This window comes from Pulveribacter suum (genome assembly GCF_003013695.1).
Lineage (GTDB): Bacteria > Pseudomonadota > Gammaproteobacteria > Burkholderiales > Burkholderiaceae_C > Melaminivora > Melaminivora suum.
This window is the reverse complement of sequence record NZ_CP027792.1, coordinates 2,357,996-2,379,139: the sequence shown is the minus strand read 5'-3', so window position 1 is coordinate 2,379,139 and position 21,144 is coordinate 2,357,996. Positions and strand designations below refer to the sequence as shown.

Here is a 21,144-nt window from a genome sequence, read left to right as displayed (position 1 = left end):
ATGACCGCCAAGCTGTACTCCTACTTTCGCAGCTCCGCCGCCTACCGCGTGCGCATCGCCCTGGGCCTGAAGGGCCTGGACTGGCAGACCGTCCCTGTGCACCTGCTGCAGGGCGGCGGCCAGCAGCACAGCGCCGGCTACCGCGCCACCAACCCCCAGGCGCTGGTGCCGGCGCTGCAGCTGGATGAGGGCGAGGGCGCTGCCGTGCTGACCCAGTCGCTGGCCATCATCGAATACCTGGAGGAAACCCGCGGCGGCGCACCCCTGCTGCCGCCGGACGCCCTGGGCCGCGCCCGCGTGCGCGCGCTGGCCCAGTCCATCGCCTGCGACCTGCACCCGCTGAACAACCTGCGTGTGCTGGCCTACCTCAAGCACACGCTGGGCGTGGACGACGAGGCCAAGAACGCCTGGTACGCCCACTGGGTGGCCCTGGGCCTGTCGGCGCTGGAGCAGTCGCTGGCCACCAGCAGCGCCACCGGCCGCTACTGCCATGGCGACACGCCCGGCCTGGCCGACTGCTGCCTGGTGCCCCAGGTGTACAACGCCCGGCGCTTCAACTGCCCTTTGGACGGCTACCCCACCATCGCCCGCATCGTGGCCGCCTGCGACGAGCTGCCCGCCTTTGAAGCGGCAGCGCCCGAGCGCCAGCCGGACGCGGCCTGAGCGCAGGCCCGCGGGGCCGCTGGCCCCGCTTGTCCCACCGGGGACAAAGCCCATGCGGCGAAACGTCGGTCTCTGCCTACAATGAAAAACGCACGACCGTACTTTTCCCCTCCCTCTATCGCGAAGGAAAGCCCGCATGAGCGCTGAATACCAGGTCCACGGCGACGTGGCCGTCATCACACTGAACAACCCGCCGGTCAACGGACTGGGCCTGGCCACGCGGCAGGGCATCGTTGACGGGCTGGGCAAGGCCCAGGCCGATGCCGGCGTGAAGGCCATCGTCATCACCGGCGCCGGCGCTGCCTTCTCCGGCGGTGCCGACATCAAGGAGTTCGGCACCGACAAATCGCTGGCCGAGCCCAACCTGCACACCGTCATTGCCGCCATCGAGCAGTGTGCCAAGCCGGTGGTGGCTGCTATCCACACCGTGTGCATGGGCGGCGGGCTGGAGTTGGCGCTGGGCTGCCACTACCGCGTGGCCGCACCCGGCTGCAGCGTGGCGCTGCCCGAGGTCAAGCTGGGCCTGCTGCCCGGCGCTGGCGGCACGCAGCGCCTGCCGCGCGTGATCGGTGTGGAGGCCGCGCTGAACATGATCGTCAGTGGCGAGCCGGTCAAGAGCGAATTCATCGCCTCCGTGCCCGGCCAGAAGCTGTTCGACAAGCTGGCCGCCTCGCCCGAGAGCCTGGCCGAGGAAGCCCTGGCCTTCGCCCAGAGCGTGGCCGACACCCGCCCGCTGCCGCTGGTGCGCAACCTGCCGTGCAAGCACCCGCAGGGCGAGGCGTACTTCCAGTTCGCCCGCAACATGGTCAAGGGCATGGCCAAGAATTTCCCCGCGCCGGCCAAGTGCGTGGACGCCGTGGAAGCCGCCACCAAGCACAAGAAGTTCGACGACGGCCTGGCCGCCGAGCGCGAGCTGTTCATCCACCTGATGTGGACACCCGAGTCGCGCGCGCTGCGCCACCTGTTCTTTGCCGAGCGCGCGGCCAGCAAGATCCCCGACGTGCCGGCCGACACCCCGAAGCGCGAGGTGAAGAAGGTCGCCGTCATCGGCGCCGGCACCATGGGCGGCGGCATTGCCATGAACTTCCTGAACGCCGGCATCCCCGTGGTGATGCTGGAGATGAAGCAGGAGGCGCTGGACCGCGGCCTGGGCACTATCCGTAAGAACTACGAGTCGCAGGTCGCCAAGAAGAAGCTGAAAGCAGACAAGTACGAGCAGCGCATGGCCCTGCTGTCCACCACGCTCGCCTACGAAGACCTGGCCGACGCCGACCTGGTCATCGAGGCCGTGTTCGAGGACATGGGCGTGAAGGAGCAGGTCTTCAAGAAGCTCGACGAGGTCATGAAGAGCGGTGCCATCCTGGCGTCCAATACCTCCACGCTGGACCTGAACCAGATCGCCAGCTTCACCAAGCGCCCGCAGGACGTGGTGGGCCTGCATTTCTTCAGCCCCGCCAACGTGATGAAGCTGCTGGAAGTGGTGCGCGGGGACGCGACGGCCCACGACGTGCTGGCCACCGTGATGGCCGTGGCCAAGAAGATCCGCAAGACGGCCGTGGTCTCGGGCGTGTGCGACGGCTTCATCGGCAACCGCATGATCGAGCAGTACGGCCGGCAGGCGGGTTTCCTGCTGGACGAGGGCTGCACGCCGCACCAGGTGGACAAGGCCATCGAGAAGTTCGGCTTCGCCATGGGCCCGTTCCGCATGGGCGACCTGGCCGGCAACGACATCGGCTGGGCGATTCGCAAGCGCCGCGCCGTCGAAAAGCCCGGCATGAAGTACAGCAAGACGGCCGACCTGCTGTGCGAGATGGGCCGCTTCGGCCAGAAGGTGGGCAAGGGCTGGTACGACTACGCACCGGGCAAGCGCGACGCCATCCCCAACGCCGAGGTGGAAAAGATGGTGGCCGAGCACCGCCAGTCCCTGGGCCTTGCGCCGCGCAAGATCTCGGATGAGGAAATCGTGCAGCGCCTGGTGTATTCGCTGGTCAACGAGGCCGCGCACATCCTGGAAGAAGGCATTGCCAACAAGGCCAGCGACATCGACGTGGTCTATATCTTCGGCTACGGCTTCCCGGTGCACCGCGGCGGCCCTTTGAGCTACGCCAACGAGGTCGGCCTGTTCAACGTGGCCCAGGCCATGAAGCGCTTCGCGCAGAACCCGCAGGACGACGCCGCCTTCTGGCAGCCCGCGCCGCTGCTCGAGCGCCTGGTGGCCGAGGGCAGGCAGTTCTGAGGTTGTGCGTCTGGCGTTGAGCGCCCAGCGCTCGATGCCATCCCGCCCAACGCACAACGTACAACGCACAACAGGAATCCGCACATGACATCCGCAGTGATCGTTTCCACCGCCCGCACGCCGCTCGCCAAGAGCTGGAAGGGCTCGTTCAACATGACCCACGGCGCCACGCTGGGCGGGCACGCCGTGCGCGCCGCCGTGCAGCGCGCCGGCATCGATGGCGCGCTGGTCGATGACGTCATCATGGGCTGCGCCAACCCCGAGGGCGCCACCGGCATGAACATCGCGCGCCAGATCGCGCTGATGGCCGACCTGCCCGTGACCACTTCGGGCATGACCATCAACCGCTTTTGCTCCTCTGGCCTGCAGACCATCGCCACCGCCGCGCAGCGCATCATCGCCGGCGAGGGCGACGTGTACGTGGCCGGCGGCGTTGAGAGCATCTCCTGCGTGCAGCAGGAGATGAACCTGCACATGATCCAGGACCTGCAGCTGGCCAAGAAGAAGCCCGAGATCTACTGGAGCATGCTGCAGACCGCCGAGCAGGTCGCCAAGCGCTACGGCATTGGCCGCGACGCCATGGACGAGTACGGCGCCGCCAGCCAGCAAAAGGCCTGCGCCGCCCAGGCCGCCGGCCTGTTCGACGAGGAGATCGCGCCCATCGAAGTGACCATGGGCGTGGCCGACAAGGTGATGGGCCTGACGACCAGGAAAGTGACCGTTTCCAAGGACGAAGGCACGCGCGAGGGCACCACGTTCGAGGCCATCCACGGCCTGCGCTCGGCCCTGCCGGGCGGCCTGGTCTCGGCGGGCAATGCCAGCCAGTTCTCGGACGGCGCCGGCGCCTGCGTGGTCGTCAGCGAGGCGTTCGCGCAGAAAAATGGCCTCCAGCCCCTGGGCCGCTTCCTGGGCTTTGCCGTGGCCGGGTGCGAGCCCGACGAGATGGGCATCGGCCCGGTCTTCGCGGTGCCGAAGGTGCTGAAGAAACTGGGCCTGACGGTGCAGGACATCGACCTGTGGGAGCTCAACGAAGCCTTTGCCGTGCAGGTGCTGTACTGCCGCGACAAGCTGGGCATCCCCGCCGACCGTCTGAACGTCAACGGCGGCGCCATCGCCCTGGGCCACCCCTACGGCGTATCCGGCCAGCGCCTGACGGGCCACGCGCTCATCGAAGGCAAGCGCCGGGCTGCCCGCCGCGTGTGCGTGACCATGTGCATCGGCGGCGGCATGGGCGCCGCCGGCGTGTTCGAGGTGCTGTAAGCGCCGGCCGAGCCGCCTGCCGGCTCCCAGCGCCAACGCCCCGTGCAGGCTGCCCTGCACGGGGCGTTTGCTATTTTTTTGATAGCTGCTTGCGCTTGCTGGGCGGGCGCCAGCGCCTGTTTTTGCGCAAAACCGTTCAGGCCCCGGTGCGCGGGTGCGCCTGGTAGCGCCAGGCCGCCACGCAGCCCATCACCACCACGGCGCTGCAAAAGCACCCCAGCGCCACGTTCATGCCCCAGCGGTCGGCGATCCAGCCGATGCCCAGCATGGGCGCCATGGAGCCGATGTAGCCCACCACCAGGTAGGTGGACAGCAGGCCGGAGCGGTTGTTCGCCGTGGCGATCTTGTTGATCATGGTCATGCCCGCCAGCATGCTCAGCGCATGGCCCAGGGCGGTGAGCAGCACGCCCGCGAAGAACAGCACGGTGGAGCCCGCCAGCAGGTTGGCCAGCAGCACGGCATTGCTGGCAGCCGTAGCCAGCAGCCCGGCGACGCCCGTCCAGCGCACCGGCGCGTGGCGCGCCATCAGCTGAAAGCCCGAGGAGGCGAACAGGATCAGCGCCAACGCCGTGCCGCTCACCACCGGCCCGTGCCAGGGGACCATCTTGTCCAGGAACAGCGGCAGCATCGACGCGTACAGCCCGAACACCCCGAAGGCCACGAAGGGCAGGGTGCAAGTCAGCACGAAGGCGCCCGAGTCCTGCGCGGCGGGCCAGGTCAGCCGGGGCACGATGTCGGCCCAGGTCGCGCGCCGGCGCGGCGCGGCGGCCCTGTCATGGGGGTGCACCTGTACCTGGCGCAGCCCGGCGATGCCCAGCAGCGCCAGCACCAGCGTGGGCACGTAGGTGGTGACCAGCGGCGCGGGCGCCCACTGCCCCAGGATGCCGCCCATCAGCGGGCCGACCCCAAAGCCGAAGGCGATCAGGATGCTGCTGAGCATGGCCATGCGGTGGCGCTTCTCCGGTGGCGCCACGTGCACAAAGCCCAGCGACGCGCTGGTGGTCACCATGCTGGACGCCGCGCCCACGATGAACCGGCCCACGGTAAGCGACACCGCATCCCAGGCCAGCATGGACACCAGCGTGCCCACCCAGATGGCCGCAAGGGCCCACGTCATCGTCGTCTTGAAGCCCAGCACGTCCGGCAGCCGGCCAAACAGCAGCAGCGCGCACAGCGCGCCGCCCATGTAGATCACGTAGATCAGCGACACCTGCACGGTCTGCAGGTGCCAGGCCTGCTGGTACAGGCCATACAAGGGGCTGATCAGCGCAGTGCCCATCACCCCCACCACCATCGCGAAGCTCAACAGGGACAGGGAACGCAGACGAGGCGACATGGCGGGTCAAACAGGGCAGGAAAAACGGGGCAACGCGGCAGGCCGCGGGAGGGCGGCGGCCGAGTGCCATGGCCGGCAGCGCGCGGCGCATCCTCCAACCCGTCCACTAGTGCGGTGGTGCGGGTGGTGGGTGCGAAGGCCGGGGCCGCCGTGCGCATGGGGCCGCCGGCAGGCGCGCATTGTCTCCCGCGCGCGGGCCTGCGCGCCGTACCTGCGCGACGCGGCGGCGTTCGGGGGGCCGGCCGCTCGCGTGTACGCCACCGCGCGGCCCTGAGGGCGGGCGGCCTACACGCAGTGCGCCCGCCGCCTTGGTACGCTGGCGCCACCATGCGCAACCTGATCGACTTCACCTCCTGGCACGGCGCCGTGACCACGCTGCTCGGGCTGGTGGTCTTCACTCTCGTGGCCGTGGGCCTGCGGCTGTTGGTGATGCAGCGCGTGCAGCAGCGGCGCGAGCGGCAGAACCGGCAGATCAACGAGCGGCTCAAGACGCTCATCGCGGCCTACAAGACGCTGGGCAGCTCGTTCACCGGCGACCTGGCGGTGGACCCGCGCCACCTGCGCGACGTACGAAGGGGCGCGGCCCAGCCGCGCGAGGGCGACGCGGACGCCGCGCCGCCCGACAGCTCCGAGCGCCGGCGCCGCACGCGCGACGCGGTCGAGGCGGCGCTGTCGGACGTGATCCTGCTGGGCACGGCCGAGCAGGTGCGCCTGGCCGTGCAGGCCGCCAGCGACATGGTCGCCGGCCGGCCCGTGCACACCGCCGCGCTGGTGGTGTCGCTGCGCAGCTTCATCCGCGCGGTGCTGGAACTGGAGGCGGTGCCGGCGGACCTGCGCATCCCCAGCCAGGGGCCCGTGCGCAGCGGCGGCGCGGGAGGTGGGCGCGGCGGTGGTGGGGGCGGCGCTGGTGGCGGCGGCAGGGCAGGGGGTGGCGGCGCGGGCGCAGGCGGCGGCGGTGGCATGACCGCCGGCGGCGCCGCCCTGCTGGGCGCGGGCAGCCGGGCCCAGCAGGGCGCAGGCGCCCCTTCCCTGGACGACGCAGACCCTCGCGCCTGAGCTGCGCGCCGCCCGCCGGGGCGTCGCGCATCGGACATCCGCCAGCGCCCCGGCCTGCCCATAATTTGCGGCATGACCTCACCCCTGCGCTCCACCCTCGACTTCCTCGTACACGACTGGCTGCAAGCGGACTCGCTCACCGCGCGCGAGCGTTTCGCCGACCACTCGCGCGAGACCTTCGGCGCGGTGCTGGACACCTGCGAGCGCATCGCGCGCGAGAAGTACGCGCCGTTCAACCGCACGGTGGACACGCAGGAGCCGCAGTTCGACGGCGAAAAGGTCATCCTGCCCCAATGCACCCACGACGCGCGCCTGGCCTATGCCGAAAGCGGCATGCTCAGCGCCGCGCAGGACTACGCGCTGGGCGGCATGCAGCTGCCGTACCTGGTGGAGTCGGCGGCCAACAGCTTCTTTGCCTGCGCGTCCATCAGCATCGGCTCCAACTTGCTGACCACGGGCAACGCCAACGCCATCCTGGTGCACGGCACGCCGCTGCAGCAGCAGGTCTTTGCCGCCAACGAATTCAACGGCCGCTGGGCCGGCACCATGTGCCTGTCCGAGCCGCAGGCGGGCTCGTCGCTGTCGGACATCGCCACGCGCGCCACGGGCGATGGCGAGGGCTTCGAAGCCGACCCGCTGGGCCCGCGCTACCGCCTGCGCGGCAACAAAATGTGGATCAGCAGCGGCGACCACGAACTGACCGAGAACATCGTCCACCTGGTGCTGGCCAAGATCCCCGGGCCGGATGGCAAGCTGGTGCCGGGCGTGAAGGGCATCTCGCTGTTCATCTGCCCGAAGCATCTGGTGGACACCGAAGGCCGGCTGACCGGCGAGCGCAACGACGTCGCCCTGGCCGGGCTGAACCACAAGCTGGGCTGGCGCGGCACGACCAACACGCTGCTGAACTTCGGCGAGGGCAGGCACCCGGTGCGCGGCAGCGCAGGCGCCATCGGTTACCTGGTGGGCCAGCCGGGCGAGGGCCTCAAGTGCATGTTCCACATGATGAACGAGGCCCGCATCTCCATCGGCATGGCCGCCACCATGCTGGGCCTGGCCGGCTACTACGCCAGCCTGGACTATGCGAAGACGCGCCTGCAGGGCCGCCCCGTCGGCAGCGGCGGCAAGGACGCCAGCGCGCCCCAGGTGCGCCTGATCGAGCACGCCGACGTCAAGCGCATGCTGCTGGCGCAAAAGAGCTATTGCGAGGGCGCGCTGGCGCTCAACCTGTATTGCGCGCGCCTGGTGGATGAGGGCCGCACGGGCCAGGGGCAGGCGGCGGCCGACGCCCGCCTGCTGCTGGAGGTGCTGACGCCCATCGCCAAGAGCTGGCCCAGCGAGTTCTGCCTGGAGGCCAACAGCCTGGCCATCCAGATCCACGGCGGCTATGGCTATACGCGCGACTTCCCCGTGGAGCAGTACTGGCGCGACAACCGGCTGAACATGATCCACGAGGGCACGCACGGCATCCAGGCCGCCGACCTGCTGGGCCGCAAGGTGGTCATGCAGGGCGGCGCCGGGCTGCAGCTGCTGGCGCGCACCGTGGGCGCCACCATCGCCCAGGCACGGCAGACGCCCGAGCTGGCGCCCTACGCGCAGCAGCTCGAACAGGCGCTGCAGGAGGTGGGCGCGGCCACCCAGGCCGCGTGGGCCACGGGCAACCCAGGCGAGGCGCTGGCCAATGCTGTGCCCTACATGCAGGCCTTCGGGCACGTGGTGCTGGCCTGGGTGTGGCTGGACGTGGCGCACGTCGTACTGTCCCAGGATGCTTCGCTTTCGATAGCTGCCAACGCAGGCCGGATGGGCGCTTGCCGCTACTTCTTCCATTACGAGCTGCCGCGCATCGGCGCCTGGCTGCAGGTGGTGCGCCAGCGCGACGCCACCTGCGCCGCCCTGGCCGAAGACGCCTTCTGAGCGGCCGCCTGGCCACAATGCAGGCATGGCTGGCACCAAGACCCTGCTCATCGTCTATCACTCGCTGACCGGCGGCACGGCCCAGATGGCCGAGGCCGCGCGGGGCGGCGCAGCGGGCGAGCCGGCCGTGCAGGCGCGGCTGCTGCACGCCGCGCAGGCGGGTCCGGCCGAGATGCTGGCCGCCGACGGCTATCTGTTTGCCACACCGGAGAACCTGGCCGCCGTCAGCGGGCAGCTCAAGGATTTCTTCGACCGCTGCTACTACCCGGTGCTGGAGCGCATCAACGGCCGGCCCTACGCCAGCCTGATTTGCGCCGGCAGCGACGGGCACAACGCGGCGCGGCAGATCGCGCGCATCGCTACCGGCTGGCGCCTGAGGGCCGTGGCCGAGCCGCTCATCGTCTGCACCCACGCGCAGACGCCCGAGGCCATCGCCGCGCCCAAACGCATTGCAGCGCACGAGCTGCAGCGCTGCAGCGCGCTGGGTGAAGCACTGGCTGCGGGGCTGGCGCTGGGCGTGTTCTAGGCCGGCGCGCGCACCACCCGCGCCCAGGCGGCGCAGCACGGCGGGCGCGGGTGGTGCGGGCGTAGGCGGGGCAGCTTCCAGGCGGCGCCGCGCAACCCTGGCGGGCGCCGAATTGCTATTATTTATGTAGCTGCGACCGCTTGACTGGCGGGCGCTGGATGCCGATTGGGCGTCAAGGCCCGCCACGCCACCTACCGCAGGAACTGCCCGCTGCCGTCGATGATGGACAGCTCCACGAACGACAGCCCCGTGCGGTCGCCGGGGCCGTAGCCCAGCTCCAGGCCGCCCAGGTCGTAGTGGCCCATGCCCGACAGCGCGGCCACGATCTTCTCGCGCGTGGGCTTGGGGCCGGCGCGGCGCAGGCCCTCCACCAGCACCTTGGCCGAGGCAAACCCTTCCATCACCGATGGCGACAGCGTGGCGCCGGCGGCCTTGGCCAGGGCCGTGGCCTCGCGGTTGATGGCGTAGCTCATGGCCCGCTCGCTGGGAAAGACCTGCGTCACGATCACGCCGCGCACCGCGTCGCCCAGCTGCTTGGTGAAGCCCGCCGAGGCGTTGTTGGACACGGTGATCACCTGCATGGACGAGCCCTGCTGGCGCAGCGCCTTCACGCCACCGCTCACGGCCACGCTGGAGCCGATCCAGATGACGGCCTGGGCGTCGGCCTTGACCAGCTGCGGCACGATGGCTGCGAAGTCGGGCTTGGCGCGGTCGGCGCGGATGACGGCCACGGGCTTGAGCCCGGTCTTCGCAAAGCCCTTTTCGGCACCGGCCAGGCAGTCCTCGCCAAAGCTGTCGTCCACATGCACCACGGCGATGCGGCGCACGTTCAGCGTGTGCAGGTGCTCCACGGCCTTTTCCGTCTCGGCCTGGTAGCTCGAGCGCACGTTGAACACCAGCGGATTGGGCGGCTGGTGGAACACCATGGCGCCGGTGGAGGGCGCCACCAGCGCGATGTTGTTCTTGGCCAGGTGCGGCAAGATGGCTTCGGTGTGCGGCGTGGCGCGGCTCATGAACAGGGCCAGCACGTTGTCCTGCTCGATCAGCCGCCGGGCGTTCTCGCCGGCCAGCGCGGGCTCGAACTTGTCGTCCAGCGTGATCAGCTTGATCTGCTCGCCATGCACGCCTCCCTTGGCGTTGACGCTGTCCAGGTACAGCCGCACGCCCACCAGCGTCTCGCCCACGCTGGCGGCCACGGGACCGGTGACGGAGGTGGTCTGGCCGATCAGCAGTTCGGCCTGGGCAGCGGGCAGGGCGGCCAGCACGGCGGCGCTCGCGGCGGCGGCGCCCAGCAGTTGGCGGATGGTCATCGGGTGGTGTCTCCTTCGTTGTGATGGCCGCCGGCGGGGGGCCGGGGCCAGGCGGGCCAGTCTAGCCACCACGGCTTTCAATGCAGGCGTGAGGGACTCGCCTGCGCGACAAGGCGCCGGCCGCTGCGGCAATCGCGCACGCGACAGCGCGGCGCGCGGGGCGGCATACACAATAGTCGCTGCCGGGCCGCAGTGGGCGGCCCCTTGCCTTTTACTGCCACAACACCCAGCGGAGACTCCATGGCGCGCACGATGCAACAACTCTTTGACCTTTCGGGCAAGACCGCCCTGGTGACTGGCGGCTCGCGCGGCCTGGGCCTGCAGATGGCACATGCCCTGGGCGAGGCCGGTGCGCGCGTGCTGATCACCTCGCGCAAGGCGCAAGACCTGCAGCAGGCTGCCGCCGAGCTCAAAGCCGCCGGCATCGACGCGCAGTGGATCGCTGCCGACTGCGCAAGCGAGGACGACATCCAGCGCCTGGCCGCCGAGGCCCTGCAGCAGCTGGGCCGGGTGGACATCCTGGTCAACAACGCCGGCGCCAGCTGGGGCGCGCCGGCCGAGGACCACCCCACCGCCGCCTGGGACAAGGTGATGAACCTGAACGTGCGCGGCTACTTTCTGCTGTCGCAGGCGATTGCGCGCGCCGACATGATCCCGCGCAAGGGCGGGCGCATCATCAACGTGGCCTCCATCGCCGGGCTGGGCGGCAATCCTGTCGAGATGAAGACCATCGCCTACAACACCTCCAAGGGCGCGGTGCTGAACTTCACGCGCGCGCTGGCAGCCGAGTGGGGCATGCACGGCATCAACGTGAACGCCATCTGCCCTGGTTTTTTCAAGACCAAGATGGCCAGCGTGCTGATCGAGACCCTGGGCGAGGAGCGCATGGCGGCCCAGGCGCCGCTGCGCCGCCTGGGTGACGACGAAGACCTGAAGGGCCTCACGCTGCTGTACGCCAGCGACGCCGGCAAGCACATCACCGGCCAGTGGATGGCGGTGGACGGCGGCGTGAGCGCCCTGGTCGGCTGACGCGCGCAGCAGGAGCCGCGAACGTGCTGGACTTCGGCCCCGAGGTGCCCTTCGTGCGGGAGCTGGGCTTCACCCTGCACCACATGGAAGGCGGCGCCTCCGAGCTGCGCTACGCGCCGCGCGCGCAGCACCTGAACTCGTTCGGCGTGGTGCACGGCGGCGCCTCCATGACGCTGCTGGACGTGGCCATGGCCGTGGCCGCCCGCAGCCTGCAGCCGGACATGGGCGTGGTCACTATCGAGATGAAGACCAGCTTCCTGCAGCCCGCGCGCGGCGCCCTGGTGGCGCGCGGCCGGCTGCTGCACCGCACGCGCACCACGGCCTTCGTCGAGGGCACGGTGCACGACGCCGAGGGCCGGGTGTGCAGCCACGCCACCGGCACCTTCCGCTACCTGCACCGCCCCGAAGGCGCCGCCGACGTACCCGCGGACTGACCGCCGTTTTTCAATGAAATCGGGCTCTGGCGCTTGACTGGCAAGCGCTGGCAGCTATCAAAACCATAGCCAGAAACCCTCCATGAGGGGAAAGGACCACCATGCCACGCAATCAGCAAATGCTGCTCGACAGCCGCCCCCAGGGCGAGGCCACGGCCAGCAACTTCAAGCTCGTCACCACCGACACCCCGCCGCTGCAAGACGGCCAGGTGCTGGTGCACCACCACTACCTGAGCCTGGACCCGTACATGCGCGGACGCATGAACGACAGCAAGAGCTACGCCGCCAGCCAGGGGCTGGGCGAAGTGATGATCGGCGGCACCGTGGGCGAGGTGGCGGAGAGCCGCCACCCCGGTTTTGCCCCTGGCGACAAGGTCGTCGGCATGGGCGGCTGGCAGGAGTGGAGCGTGGTGGACGCGGGCCAGCCCGGCGCGCTGCGCAAGGTGGACACCACGCACGTGCCGCTGTCCTACTACCTGGGCGCCGTGGGCATGCCCGGCGTGACGGCCTGGTACGGCCTGGTGAAGATCATCAACCCCAAGGAAGGCGAGACCCTGGTGGTGAGCGCCGCCACCGGCGCCGTGGGCAGCGCCTTTGCGGCCCTGGCCAAGGCGCGCGGCTGCCGCGTGGTGGGCATTGCCGGCGGGCCGGACAAGTGCCGCTACGCCACCGAGGAGCTGGGCTTTGACGAGTGCATCGACCACCGCCAGCATCCGGACCTGCGCTCCATGTCCGCCGCGCTGAAGGCCGCTTGCCCGAACGGCATCGACGGCTACTTCGAGAACGTCGGCGGCCACATCCTGGACGCCGTGCTGCTGCGCTCCAACGCGTTTGCCCGCGTGGCCGTGTGCGGCATGATCGCCGGCTACGACGGCCAGCCGCTGCCGCTGCAAAACCCGGCCCTGATCCTGGTCAACCGCATGCGGGTGGAGGGCTTCATCGTCAGCGAGCACATGGAGGTGTGGGGCGAGGCGCTGAAGGAGCTGGGCGGCCTGGTGGCTGCCGGCAAGCTGCGCCCGCGCGAGAGCGTGGCCGAGGGCCTGGCCGCCGCGCCCGAGGCCTTCCTGGGCATGCTCAAGGGCAAGAACTTCGGCAAGCAGCTCGTCAAGCTGGTCTGATGGCCGCCGCCCGGCACTGGCACTGGACCTGGGCGCGCCTGGACGAGCTGCCGGCGCGGGCGCTGCATGAGGCGCTGGCGCTGCGCTGCCGCGTGTTCGTGGTGGAGCAGCGCTGCGCCTACCAGGAGGTGGACGATGCCGACACCCGGGCCTGGCACCTGCTGGGCCGCGGCGCGCCCGGCGGGCCGCTGCTGGCCACGCTGCGGGTGGTGGACCGGGGCGTGCAGGGGGCCGAGCCCGCCATCGGCCGCGTCGTCATCGCGCCCGAGGCACGCGGCGCGGGCGCCGGCCAGGCCCTCATGCGCGAGGGCATGGCGCGCTGCCAGGCCGTGTGGCCGGGGCAGGCCATCCGCCTCAGCGCCCAGGCGCACCTGCAGGGCTTTTACGGCGCGCTGGGCTTTCAGGCCGTGTCGCCGCAGTACGTGGAGGACGGCATCCCCCACATCGACATGCTCTGCCACCCGACAACAATGACACGACAGGAGACTCCATGATCGACGACTTTCAAGGCAAGACCGCGGTGCTGACCGGCGCCGGCTCGGGCTTCGGGCTGGAATGCGCGCGCATCGGTGCGCAGCGCGGCATGCGCCTGGTGCTGGTGGACGTGCAGCGGGACGCGCTGGACGCGGCCGCCGCCGAGGCGCAGGCCGCCGGCTGCGAGGTGCTGGCGCGGCGCGTGGACGTGTCCGACGCCGCCCAGATGGAGCAGCTGGCGCGCGACGTGCACGAGCGCTTCGGCGCGCCGCACTTCGTCTTCAACAACGCCGGCGTGGGCTCGGGCGGCCTGGTGTGGGAAAACACCGTGGCCGACTGGCAGTGGGTGCTGGGCGTGAACCTGTGGGGCGTGATCCACGGCGTGCGCCTGTTCACCCCCATGATGCTGGCGGCCGCCCGAAGCGACCCCGCCTGGCGCGGCCACATCGTCAACACGGCCAGCATGGCCGGCCTGCTCAACCCGCCCAACATGGGTGTGTACAACGTGACCAAGCACGCCGTCGTCTCCCTGAGCGAGACGCTGTACCACGACCTGTCGCTGGTCACGGATCAGCTGGGCGCCAGCGTGCTGTGCCCGTACTTCGTGCCCACCGGCATCACGATGAGCGAGCGCAACCGGCCCCAGGGCATGCACGGCGAGCAGCCGTCCCCCAGCCAGCGCATCAGCGCCGCCATGACGGCCAAGGCCGTGGCCAGCGGCAAGGTCAGCGCGCAGGACGTGGCGCACAAGGTCTTTGGCGCCGTGGCCGCCGGGCAGTTCTACATCTACAGCCATCCGCAGGCCCTGGGCAACGTGCAAAGCCGCATGGAGGACATCGTGCACGCCCGCAACCCGGCCGACCCCTTCGCCGAGCGCCCGCAGGTGGGCGAGCAGCTGCGGGCGGCGCTGCGCGGGGGCTGAAAGGCACGCCCGGGGCGCTTATCCTTGGCGGCTTCACCCGTCATTTATTGAAAGCTACGCCCCATGTCCATCCAGTGGTTTCCCGGTCACATGAACCTGACGCGCAAGGCGATCGCCGAGCGCATCAAGGACATCGACGTGGTGATCGAGCTGCTGGACGCGCGCCTGCCCGCCTCCAGCGCCAACCCGCTGCTGGCCGAGCTGACCGGCCACCGGCCCACGCTGAAGGTGCTGAACAAGCAGGATGCGGCCGACCCGGCGCGCACGCTGGTCTGGCTGGACTGGTTCAACGCCCGCAAGGACACGCGCGCCATCGCGCTGGACGCCTCCGACCCCGCGCCGGCGCGCCGCCTGATCGATGGCTGCCGCCAGCTGGCGCCCACGCGCCGGGGCATGGCGCGGCCCATGCGGGTGCTGATCGTGGGCGTGCCCAACGTGGGCAAGTCCACCCTCATCAATACCCTGTCGGCCAAGCGCCAGGCCAAGACGGGCGACGAGGCCGGCGTCACCCGCCAGGAGCAGCGCATCGTGCTGGAGGACGACTTCTACCTGTGGGACACGCCCGGCATGCTGTGGCCGCGCATCACCGTGGTCGAAAGCGGCGAGCGCCTGGCCGCCAGCGGCGCCGTGGGCCGCAATGCCTATGACGAGCAAGAGGTGACCCTGGCGCTGCTGGGCTACCTGAAACACCACTACGCCGCGCTGCTGGACGGGCGCTACAAGCTGGCGCTGGAGGCGGGCGCCATCGCCGCGCTGCACGACGATGAGCTGCTCGAGCGCATCGCCCGCAAGCGCGGCGCCGTGATGAGCGGCGGCCGGCTGAACCTGCAAAAGGCCGCCGAGATCGTGCTGACCGACCTGCGCGGCGGCGCCTTCGGCCGCGTGACGCTGGAGACGCCGCAGGAGTACGCCGCCTGGCAGGCCGCGGCTGACGAGCGCGAGAAGGAGCGCGCCGCGCGCAAGGCCGAGCAGAAAAAGCGCGACGAGCGCCGGGCGCGCAACACCTAGGCCCGGGCAAACGGGCTGTTTGCTATTGTTTGGATAGCTGCCGGCGCTTGCCCAGTAAGCGCTGGGAGGCAAAAACACTCATATTTCACCGCGGCGCCGGCCGGTGCCGCCCCAGCGCCGCGCGTCCTCATCGGGGACATGCAGCGGGTGGTCCGCCAGCTCGGCCAGCGGCGCCAGCAGGGCGTGCAGGTCGGCCTCGCTGAACTTGAGGGCACCCGCGCCGTCGTGCCCCAGCACGCTGTGCGCCAGCGCCGCCTTGCGCGCCTGCAGCTCCAGCATGCGCTCTTCGATGCTGCCCTGCACCACCAGCTGATAGACGAACACCGGCAGGTGCTGCCCGATGCGGTGGGCGCGCGCCGTGGCCTGCTCCTGCACGGCCGGGTTCCACCAGGGGTCGAGGTGGATCACCGTGTCGGCGGCGGTCAGGTTCAGGCCCGTGCCGCCGGCCTTCAGGCTGACCAGCAGCACCGGCGCCTCCAGCGCCTGGAAGCGCCGCACCACCGCGCCGCGCTCGCGCGGCGGCGTGCGGCCCGTCAGGCTCAGGCAGGGCAGGGCCAGCGCGTCCAGCTGCTCCTCGACCAGCGCCAGCAGGGCGGCGAACTGCGAGAACACCAGCACGCGCCGCCCCTCGGCCACCAGGGCCGGCAGGGCGCCCGCCAGCCATTCGAGCTTGGCACGCTCGGTGCCCGGATGCACGCCGGCCCGCTTGACCAGGCGCGGGTCGCAGCACACCTGGCGCAGCTTGAGCAGCGCGTCCAGCACGGCCACCTGCGCGCCGGCAAAGCCCTGGCGCTGCAGCGCGCGGCGCACCTCCTTGTCGGCGGCCGTGCGCACGGCCTCGTACAGCGCGCGCTGGCGGCCCTGCAGCTGCACGCGCTGGATGACCTCGGTGCGCGGCGGCAGCTCGGCGGCCACGTCCTGCTTGCGCCGGCGCAGGATGAAGGGGCGCACGCGCCGGGCCAGCAGCTGCGCGCGCAGGGTCTCGCCGTTCTCCTCGATAGGCTTGCGCCAGCGGACGTTGAAGCTGCGCAAGTCGCCCAGAAAGCCCGGCATCAGAAAGTCGAACTGCGCCCACAGCTCGCCCAGGTGGTTTTCCAGCGGCGTGCCGGTCAGGCACAGCAGGTGGCGCGCCTGCAGCCGGCGCAGCGCGCGGGCGCTGCGGCTGCCGGCGTTCTTCACCATCTGCGCCTCGTCCAGGATCAGCAGGTGAAAGGGCTGGGCGGCCAGCGCCTGCACATCGCGCCACAGCAGCGGGTAGGTGGTCAGCACCACGTCGTGCTCGCTGACGTGTGCATGGGCCTGCGCGCGGCCCGGTCCGTGCAGCGCCAGCACGCGCAGGCCGGGCGCCATGCGCGCGGCCTCGGCCTGCCAGTTGAACAGCAGCGAGGTGGGCAGCACCACCAGGGCCGGCTGCACCAGGCGGCCGGCTTCCTTTTCCAGCAGCACGTGGGCCAGGGCCTGCGCCGTCTTGCCCAGGCCCATGTCGTCGGCCAGGATGCCGCCCAGCTGCTGCGCGCGCAGGTACTGCAGCCAGGCCAGGCCTTCGAGCTGGTAGGGCCGCAGCTGCACCTGCAGGCCCTGGGGCGCGGCCACGGCCTGCGGCGTGCCAACGGCGCGCAGGCGCTGCGCCAACTGCGCCAGGCCGGCGTCGCCCTGCAGCTGCCAGGCGTTGTGCTCGCCCACGCGCTGCGCCTGGATGAGCGCGGCGCGCAGGGCCTCGATGCGGCGCGCCTCCCAGGCGCCCAGACGCAGCGGATCGCCCTCCTGGCGCTGGTTGCGGGCCGGGTCGGTGAGCAGGTCCACCATGGCGGCCACGATGGCCTTGAGCGGCGCGGCCGGCGCTTCGATGCGCCGCCCGCCCGGCGCGCGCAGCGTGATGACGGCCGCGTCGTCGATGGCGGCCAGCTGCCGGGCGTCGAGCCAGCGCACGTCGCGGCGCAGCAGGTCGGCCAGCATGGGAGCCAGGTCCAGCGTCTCGCCGTCGATCTCCACGCCCAGGCTGAGCAGCCAGGCGCCCTCGCGTGCGGGCAGGTGCAGCTTTTGCACCGGGCGCTGGCGCGGGGGCAGGGAGCCTTCGACCTCGCGCGCGGGCGATGGCGCGCTGCTTTCGGGCGACAGCACCAGCTTCCAGCGCTGCACGGGCACGCTCTCGTGCGCGAAGCCGGGGTGGACGGCGACGGCCCAGCCCTCGGCGCGCAGCTGCGGCACCTGTTCGGCCCAGAAGTCGCCGAAGTGCGCCTCCTGCGCCAGCGTCCACACGGGGCCCAGCGTGGCTCCGGCGTCGGGGTGGCGCCACTGCAGCTTGCGCGGGTCCACGGGGATCAGGCCCAGCGCCCACACGCGGTCCATGGCGTCGGCCTCGGCCGCCCGGTCGCGCGCCAGGCGCAGCACCGGGCCGCCGGTGTCGTACAGCTCTTGCACCGCGTCGGGCCGGGCGCCCAGCACCGAGGTGGGCGCAGAGCATTCCCACTGCGCGCCAGCATCGGTGCGGTAGGTCCAGTCGATGCGCGCCAGCGTCACGCCCGCGCCGCGCGGCCCCAGCCGGCCGTGGGGCGCCAGGCCCAGCAGGCCTTCGCCGCGGCCCAGCGTCATCAAGGTGATGCGGGGGCGGAAGTGGCCGGTGATGGCGGCGTCGTCGGCCTGCATGCCAGGTCAGCGCGGCAGGACCGGCTCGCAGCGCACCTCGGTCTTCACCGAGTTGGCGATGAAGCACTCCTCGTGCGCCCGGTGGTGCATGGCGTGCAGCTGCTCGGGCGTGGGTGGGGGCGCGTCGCCGCCAAAGCGCACCTCGGGCCGCAGCGTGACCACCGTCATCGCCATGCGGCCCTGCGCATCGCGCGCCATCACGCCCTCGGCGGCGTCGCGGTAGCGGTCCACGCAAAAGCCCTGGCCTGCGGCGATGGCCAGAAACCACAGCATGTGGCAGCTGGACAGCGAGGCGACGAAGGCCTCCTCCGGGTCCACCGCCGCGGCGTCCGACCAGGGCGTGGGCACCACGTGCGGCGACGAGGAGCCGGGCAGCTCGGCGCCGCCGTCAAAGCGCAGCAGGTGGCGGCGGCTGTAGCGGTTCTTCAGGAAGTCCGCGGGCGGCGCGGTGCGCTCCCACAGCGCTTCGGCATGGTAGGTGGCCATGGTGTGTGTCCTTATGGTGAAAAAGGCTCCCAACCCTTGTACGGCAAGCGCCAGCAGCTATGAAAACGGGAGCTACCAGGGCAGCGGCGCGTCGGCGTCGGCCCAGAACAGGATGCGCCGCGTCTCGGCGTAGCGCGAGGTGCCGTACTGGTGCGGGTCCGGGCCGCTGGCGCGGCGCAGCAGTGCCAGCGTGCCGCCGGCCGTGCCCACGGCCAGGGTGTCGCCGGGGCCAGGCGCCAGGCACAGCACCGCGCCGCCGCCCACATGGTGCCGCCACAGCGTGCGGCCGTCCTCGTCCAGGCCATGCAGGTTGCCCAGGCCGTCGCCGTGCACGGTGGTGCCGTGGATGCTGGCGTGCGGGGCGCCATCCTGGGAGGCACTCGCATCGGCCGGGACGATGCGCAGGCCGCCGGCACCGATGCGCCAGCAGCGGTCCGTCCAGGCCAGCAGGGTGCCGTCGTCCTCCCAGCGCAGAGCGCGCACGGCCGGCCCCGTGGCGCAGCGGGCGTAGGCGGCGGGGGCGAAGGCGAAGCGCTGGTGCAAGCGCTGCGACAGGTCGGCGTCCGCATGCGTGTGCACGGCGCGCACCAGCTGCAGCACGGCGGCGGCGTGCAGGCCGCGCGGGTCGGCCAGGGGCGGCGGGCCGCCTTCGGGCTGCGCCGCCCACAGCGAGCGCACCACGGCGGCGTGCGCCCGGCCGGCGGCCTGCCAGCCGTGCGACAGGGCCATGAGGGCGGGGCCGAGGACCTCGGCATCGCTGTCGTGCGCGGCGAAGGGCGGCGTGCGCGCCAGGGCGGGCGGGGCGTCCGCCGACTCGGGCGGGGCCTGGCGCTCGGCGGCGGCAAACAGCTGCAGCAGGCGCTGCATGTGCTCCACGGCGTCGCCCGGCAGGGGCTGCAGCATGTCATCCGGGCGCTGGCGGTAGCCCAGCCGCAGGCCGCCCGGGTGGGCAGCGCCGGCGTCGTCGGCGGCTTCGATCTGGTAGCTGGCCAGGCTGTCCTCGTCTGCGTCGCCAGGGCCGTTGCGCCACTGCAGCCGCAGGGCGCGCGGGTCGCGCGGGTGGGGCTGAAAGCGGCGGGCCCAGGCCTGCCCCTCCTGCCAGCCCTGGAGGGGCTGGCCGGTGAACACCGGCAGCAGCGTGAGCGCGTCCAGCCGTTCGGGCGTCAGCGCAGCGTGCAGCAGCGCGCGCAGCGGCCGGCCGGCGCGGCGCTCGCCTTCGGCCAGGCGCCAGTAGCGCAGCACGCCGTGCCAGCCTTCGGCGCAGGCCTGCAGCGCCTCGGGCGGTGCTTGGTCGTCCAGCGCCAGCCAGGGGCCGCCGTGGGGGCGGTAGTGGCAGTCCAGAAGGCAGGCGTGGGCCGGCGCGGCGGGTACGTCTGTCTGACCGCGCAGACGCGCCCAGGCGCGGGCCAGCGGCGTGGCGGGGGCGGGGGTGGCGGGCAGGGCAATCCAGAAATCCCATCGCCGCCACAGCGTCATGAACAGCGCGTCGCGGTAGCTGTCCCGGTCTTCGTCCACATGGCTGCGGGTGAGCAGAAAGTCCGTCTGGCCGAACCAGCCGGCAGCCTTGTGGTGGCTCTTGTCGGGCAGGGCGGCGCGCAGCAGCTGGCGCAGGTGGGCGGCGGTCATGGCGCCGCCGGGGCACAGCGTGGCGTCTTGCAGCAGCAGGAGGTCAGGGGCGGCGGCGGGCATGCTGCGGCGCATGGTAGCGCCGCGCGGTCTCAGGTTGCCAGGGCGATCAGGCCTTCGCGCACATAGCGCTCGAGCTCGTCGCGCGGCAGCGCGGCCAGGCCGGCGGCGCCGTTGCTCTCCTGCCAGCTCAGCGTGACGCTGTCGGCAGCGTAAAGCAGCTCCACGGCGCCCTTGCGGATGGTGATGGGCATGCCGTCGCCTTCGCGGTAGGTGACGTGGCCCTGGATGGTGGCATGGCGGGGGGTAGGGGTGGTTGCGTGTTGGGTCATGGCTCTGAGGAAGGAGGGAAAGAAACGGAAGAAGCGGCCCCGCCCGGCCGCCCGGACGGACGGCTGGCGGGCGCCGCGGCGTCGGCACAGGGGCGCCCACGGGCGTTGGCACCAGGGTCGGGCTCGGCGCCGGACACCAGGGTCTGGTGCGCCAGCGGGATGGCCCACAGCACGACCAGGCCGAGCAGGCCACTCAGCAGGGCCATGCCCTCCTGGCCCAGCCCGGCGGCGGTGCCGATGGCGGCGGTGAACCAGATGCCGGCGGCGGTGGTCAGGCCCTGGACGGTGTCCGGGTCCTCGCGCTTGAGGATGGTGCCGGCGCCCAGAAAGCCCACGCCCGCCGTCACGCCCTGGATCACCCGGCTGTTGTCCGCCGGGTCGATGCCAGCCTGCTCGGCGCCCAGCACGAACAGCGCCGCGCCCATGGACACCAGCATGTGCGTGCGCAGTCCGGCCGCCTTGCCGGCCCGCTCGCGCTCCCAGCCCAGCAGGCCGCCCAGCGCGGCGGCGATGCCCAGGCGCAGGACGACGCGCGTCACCAGCTCCGGGTCGGTGGTGCTGGCGAATTCATTGCTGGCGGTAGCCAGCGCTTGGTTCCACCAGCCGCTCATGGCCGCGCGCCGGCCGGGGCCGGGAAAGACGGGCAACTCTGGGGGTACGGAAAGGGGCAGCAGTGCATGTGGCGCAGTGTCGCCACGCCCTGGCGGCGCGCCAGCGGCGCGGGCCGGTTGTCCGGGTAGGACGCGGCGCACGCGCGGCGGCGCCGAGCGG

At 71.5% G+C, this 21,144-nt stretch carries 19 protein-coding genes; 12 read left to right on the top strand and 7 right to left on the bottom strand.

Annotation, left to right across the window (positions count from 1 at the left end; all coding sequences use genetic code 11):
- The 3 genes from maiA (at position 1) to C7H73_RS10925 (ending at position 4,159) form a co-directional block, all read left to right on the top strand.
- Positions 1–663 (top strand): maleylacetoacetate isomerase, encoded by a 663-nt coding sequence (maiA, locus tag C7H73_RS10935; RefSeq protein WP_106846678.1) that lies wholly within the window; start codon positions 1–3, stop codon positions 661–663.
- Positions 664–799: 136 nt separating this feature from the next.
- The gene (locus C7H73_RS10930) at positions 800–2,899 is read left to right on the top strand and encodes a 3-hydroxyacyl-CoA dehydrogenase NAD-binding domain-containing protein (protein ID WP_106846677.1); all 2,100 of its coding nucleotides are present in this window, start codon (positions 800–802) and stop codon (positions 2,897–2,899) included.
- Between the two features lie 84 nt (positions 2,900–2,983).
- A complete protein-coding gene (locus tag C7H73_RS10925; protein WP_106846676.1) occupies positions 2,984–4,159 on the top strand; it encodes an acetyl-CoA C-acyltransferase in 1,176 nt (391 codons plus the stop codon).
- Between the two features lie 136 nt (positions 4,160–4,295).
- Here the strand turns inward: C7H73_RS10925 and C7H73_RS10920 are convergent, their stop codons facing one another.
- Positions 4,296–5,495, bottom strand: coding sequence for an MFS transporter (locus C7H73_RS10920; protein ID WP_106846675.1), 1,200 nt, complete (start codon positions 5,493–5,495; stop codon positions 4,296–4,298).
- A gap of 327 nt (positions 5,496–5,822) precedes the next feature.
- On the opposite strand from C7H73_RS10920, the gene C7H73_RS15660 reads away from it, so the two are divergent.
- The 3 genes from C7H73_RS15660 (at position 5,823) to C7H73_RS10905 (ending at position 8,988) form a co-directional block, all read left to right on the top strand.
- Positions 5,823–6,551, top strand: coding sequence for a hypothetical protein (locus tag C7H73_RS15660; RefSeq protein ID WP_106846674.1), 729 nt, complete (start codon positions 5,823–5,825; stop codon positions 6,549–6,551).
- Positions 6,552–6,623: 72 nt separating this feature from the next.
- Positions 6,624–8,462: an acyl-CoA dehydrogenase gene (locus C7H73_RS10910; RefSeq protein WP_106846673.1), complete on the top strand. Its 1,839-nt coding sequence runs from the start codon at positions 6,624–6,626 to the stop codon at positions 8,460–8,462.
- 25 nt (positions 8,463–8,487) lie between these two features.
- A complete protein-coding gene (locus tag C7H73_RS10905) occupies positions 8,488–8,988 on the top strand; it encodes a flavodoxin family protein (RefSeq protein WP_106846672.1) in 501 nt (166 codons plus the stop codon).
- 191 nt (positions 8,989–9,179) lie between these two features.
- Here C7H73_RS10905 and C7H73_RS10900 read toward each other — a convergent pair whose 3' ends face one another.
- Positions 9,180–10,298 (bottom strand): ABC transporter substrate-binding protein, encoded by a 1,119-nt coding sequence (locus tag C7H73_RS10900; protein ID WP_106846671.1) that lies wholly within the window; start codon positions 10,296–10,298, stop codon positions 9,180–9,182.
- 240 nt (positions 10,299–10,538) lie between these two features.
- On the opposite strand from C7H73_RS10900, the gene C7H73_RS10895 reads away from it, so the two are divergent.
- The 6 genes from C7H73_RS10895 to ylqF all read left to right on the top strand — a co-directional run bounded on the left by C7H73_RS10895 (position 10,539) and on the right by ylqF (position 15,283).
- Positions 10,539–11,327 carry an SDR family oxidoreductase gene (locus C7H73_RS10895; protein WP_106846670.1) on the top strand — a complete coding sequence of 263 codons (789 nt, stop codon included), beginning with the start codon at positions 10,539–10,541 and terminating at the stop codon, positions 11,325–11,327.
- A gap of 23 nt (positions 11,328–11,350) precedes the next feature.
- On the top strand, positions 11,351–11,761 hold the full coding sequence (locus C7H73_RS10890) for a PaaI family thioesterase (protein WP_106846669.1): 411 nt from the start codon (positions 11,351–11,353) through the stop codon (positions 11,759–11,761).
- 101 nt (positions 11,762–11,862) lie between these two features.
- A complete protein-coding gene (locus C7H73_RS10885) occupies positions 11,863–12,879 on the top strand; it encodes an NADP-dependent oxidoreductase (protein ID WP_106846668.1) in 1,017 nt (338 codons plus the stop codon).
- A complete protein-coding gene (locus tag C7H73_RS10880; protein WP_106846667.1) occupies positions 12,879–13,373 on the top strand; it encodes a GNAT family N-acetyltransferase in 495 nt (164 codons plus the stop codon). Before C7H73_RS10885 ends, C7H73_RS10880 begins: the two co-directional genes overlap by 1 nt.
- Positions 13,370–14,275 carry an SDR family oxidoreductase gene (locus C7H73_RS10875; protein ID WP_106846666.1) on the top strand — a complete coding sequence of 302 codons (906 nt, stop codon included), beginning with the start codon at positions 13,370–13,372 and terminating at the stop codon, positions 14,273–14,275. Before C7H73_RS10880 ends, C7H73_RS10875 begins: the two co-directional genes overlap by 4 nt.
- Before the next feature lie 63 nt (positions 14,276–14,338).
- A complete protein-coding gene (ylqF, locus tag C7H73_RS10870; protein WP_106846665.1) occupies positions 14,339–15,283 on the top strand; it encodes a ribosome biogenesis GTPase YlqF in 945 nt (314 codons plus the stop codon).
- A gap of 78 nt (positions 15,284–15,361) precedes the next feature.
- Here ylqF and C7H73_RS10865 read toward each other — a convergent pair whose 3' ends face one another.
- The 5 genes from C7H73_RS10865 to C7H73_RS10845 all read right to left on the bottom strand — a co-directional run bounded on the left by C7H73_RS10865 (position 15,362) and on the right by C7H73_RS10845 (position 20,984).
- Entirely contained in the window at positions 15,362–17,929 is a 2,568-nt protein-coding gene (locus C7H73_RS10865; protein WP_106846664.1) for a DEAD/DEAH box helicase, read from the bottom strand.
- A 6-nt stretch (positions 17,930–17,935) separates the two neighbouring features.
- Complete coding sequence (locus C7H73_RS10860) at positions 17,936–18,415, bottom strand: OsmC family protein (protein ID WP_106846663.1); 480 nt, start codon at positions 18,413–18,415, stop codon at positions 17,936–17,938.
- Between the two features lie 72 nt (positions 18,416–18,487).
- Complete coding sequence (locus C7H73_RS10855; protein WP_106847633.1) at positions 18,488–20,104, bottom strand: hypothetical protein; 1,617 nt, start codon at positions 20,102–20,104, stop codon at positions 18,488–18,490.
- Positions 20,105–20,133: 29 nt separating this feature from the next.
- Positions 20,134–20,373: a hypothetical protein gene (locus tag C7H73_RS10850; RefSeq protein ID WP_106846662.1), complete on the bottom strand. Its 240-nt coding sequence runs from the start codon at positions 20,371–20,373 to the stop codon at positions 20,134–20,136.
- Positions 20,370–20,984 (bottom strand): MgtC/SapB family protein, encoded by a 615-nt coding sequence (locus C7H73_RS10845; protein ID WP_106846661.1) that lies wholly within the window; start codon positions 20,982–20,984, stop codon positions 20,370–20,372. The genes C7H73_RS10850 and C7H73_RS10845 overlap by 4 nt, the downstream gene beginning before the upstream one ends.
- Between the last annotated feature and the right edge of the window lie 160 nt (positions 20,985–21,144).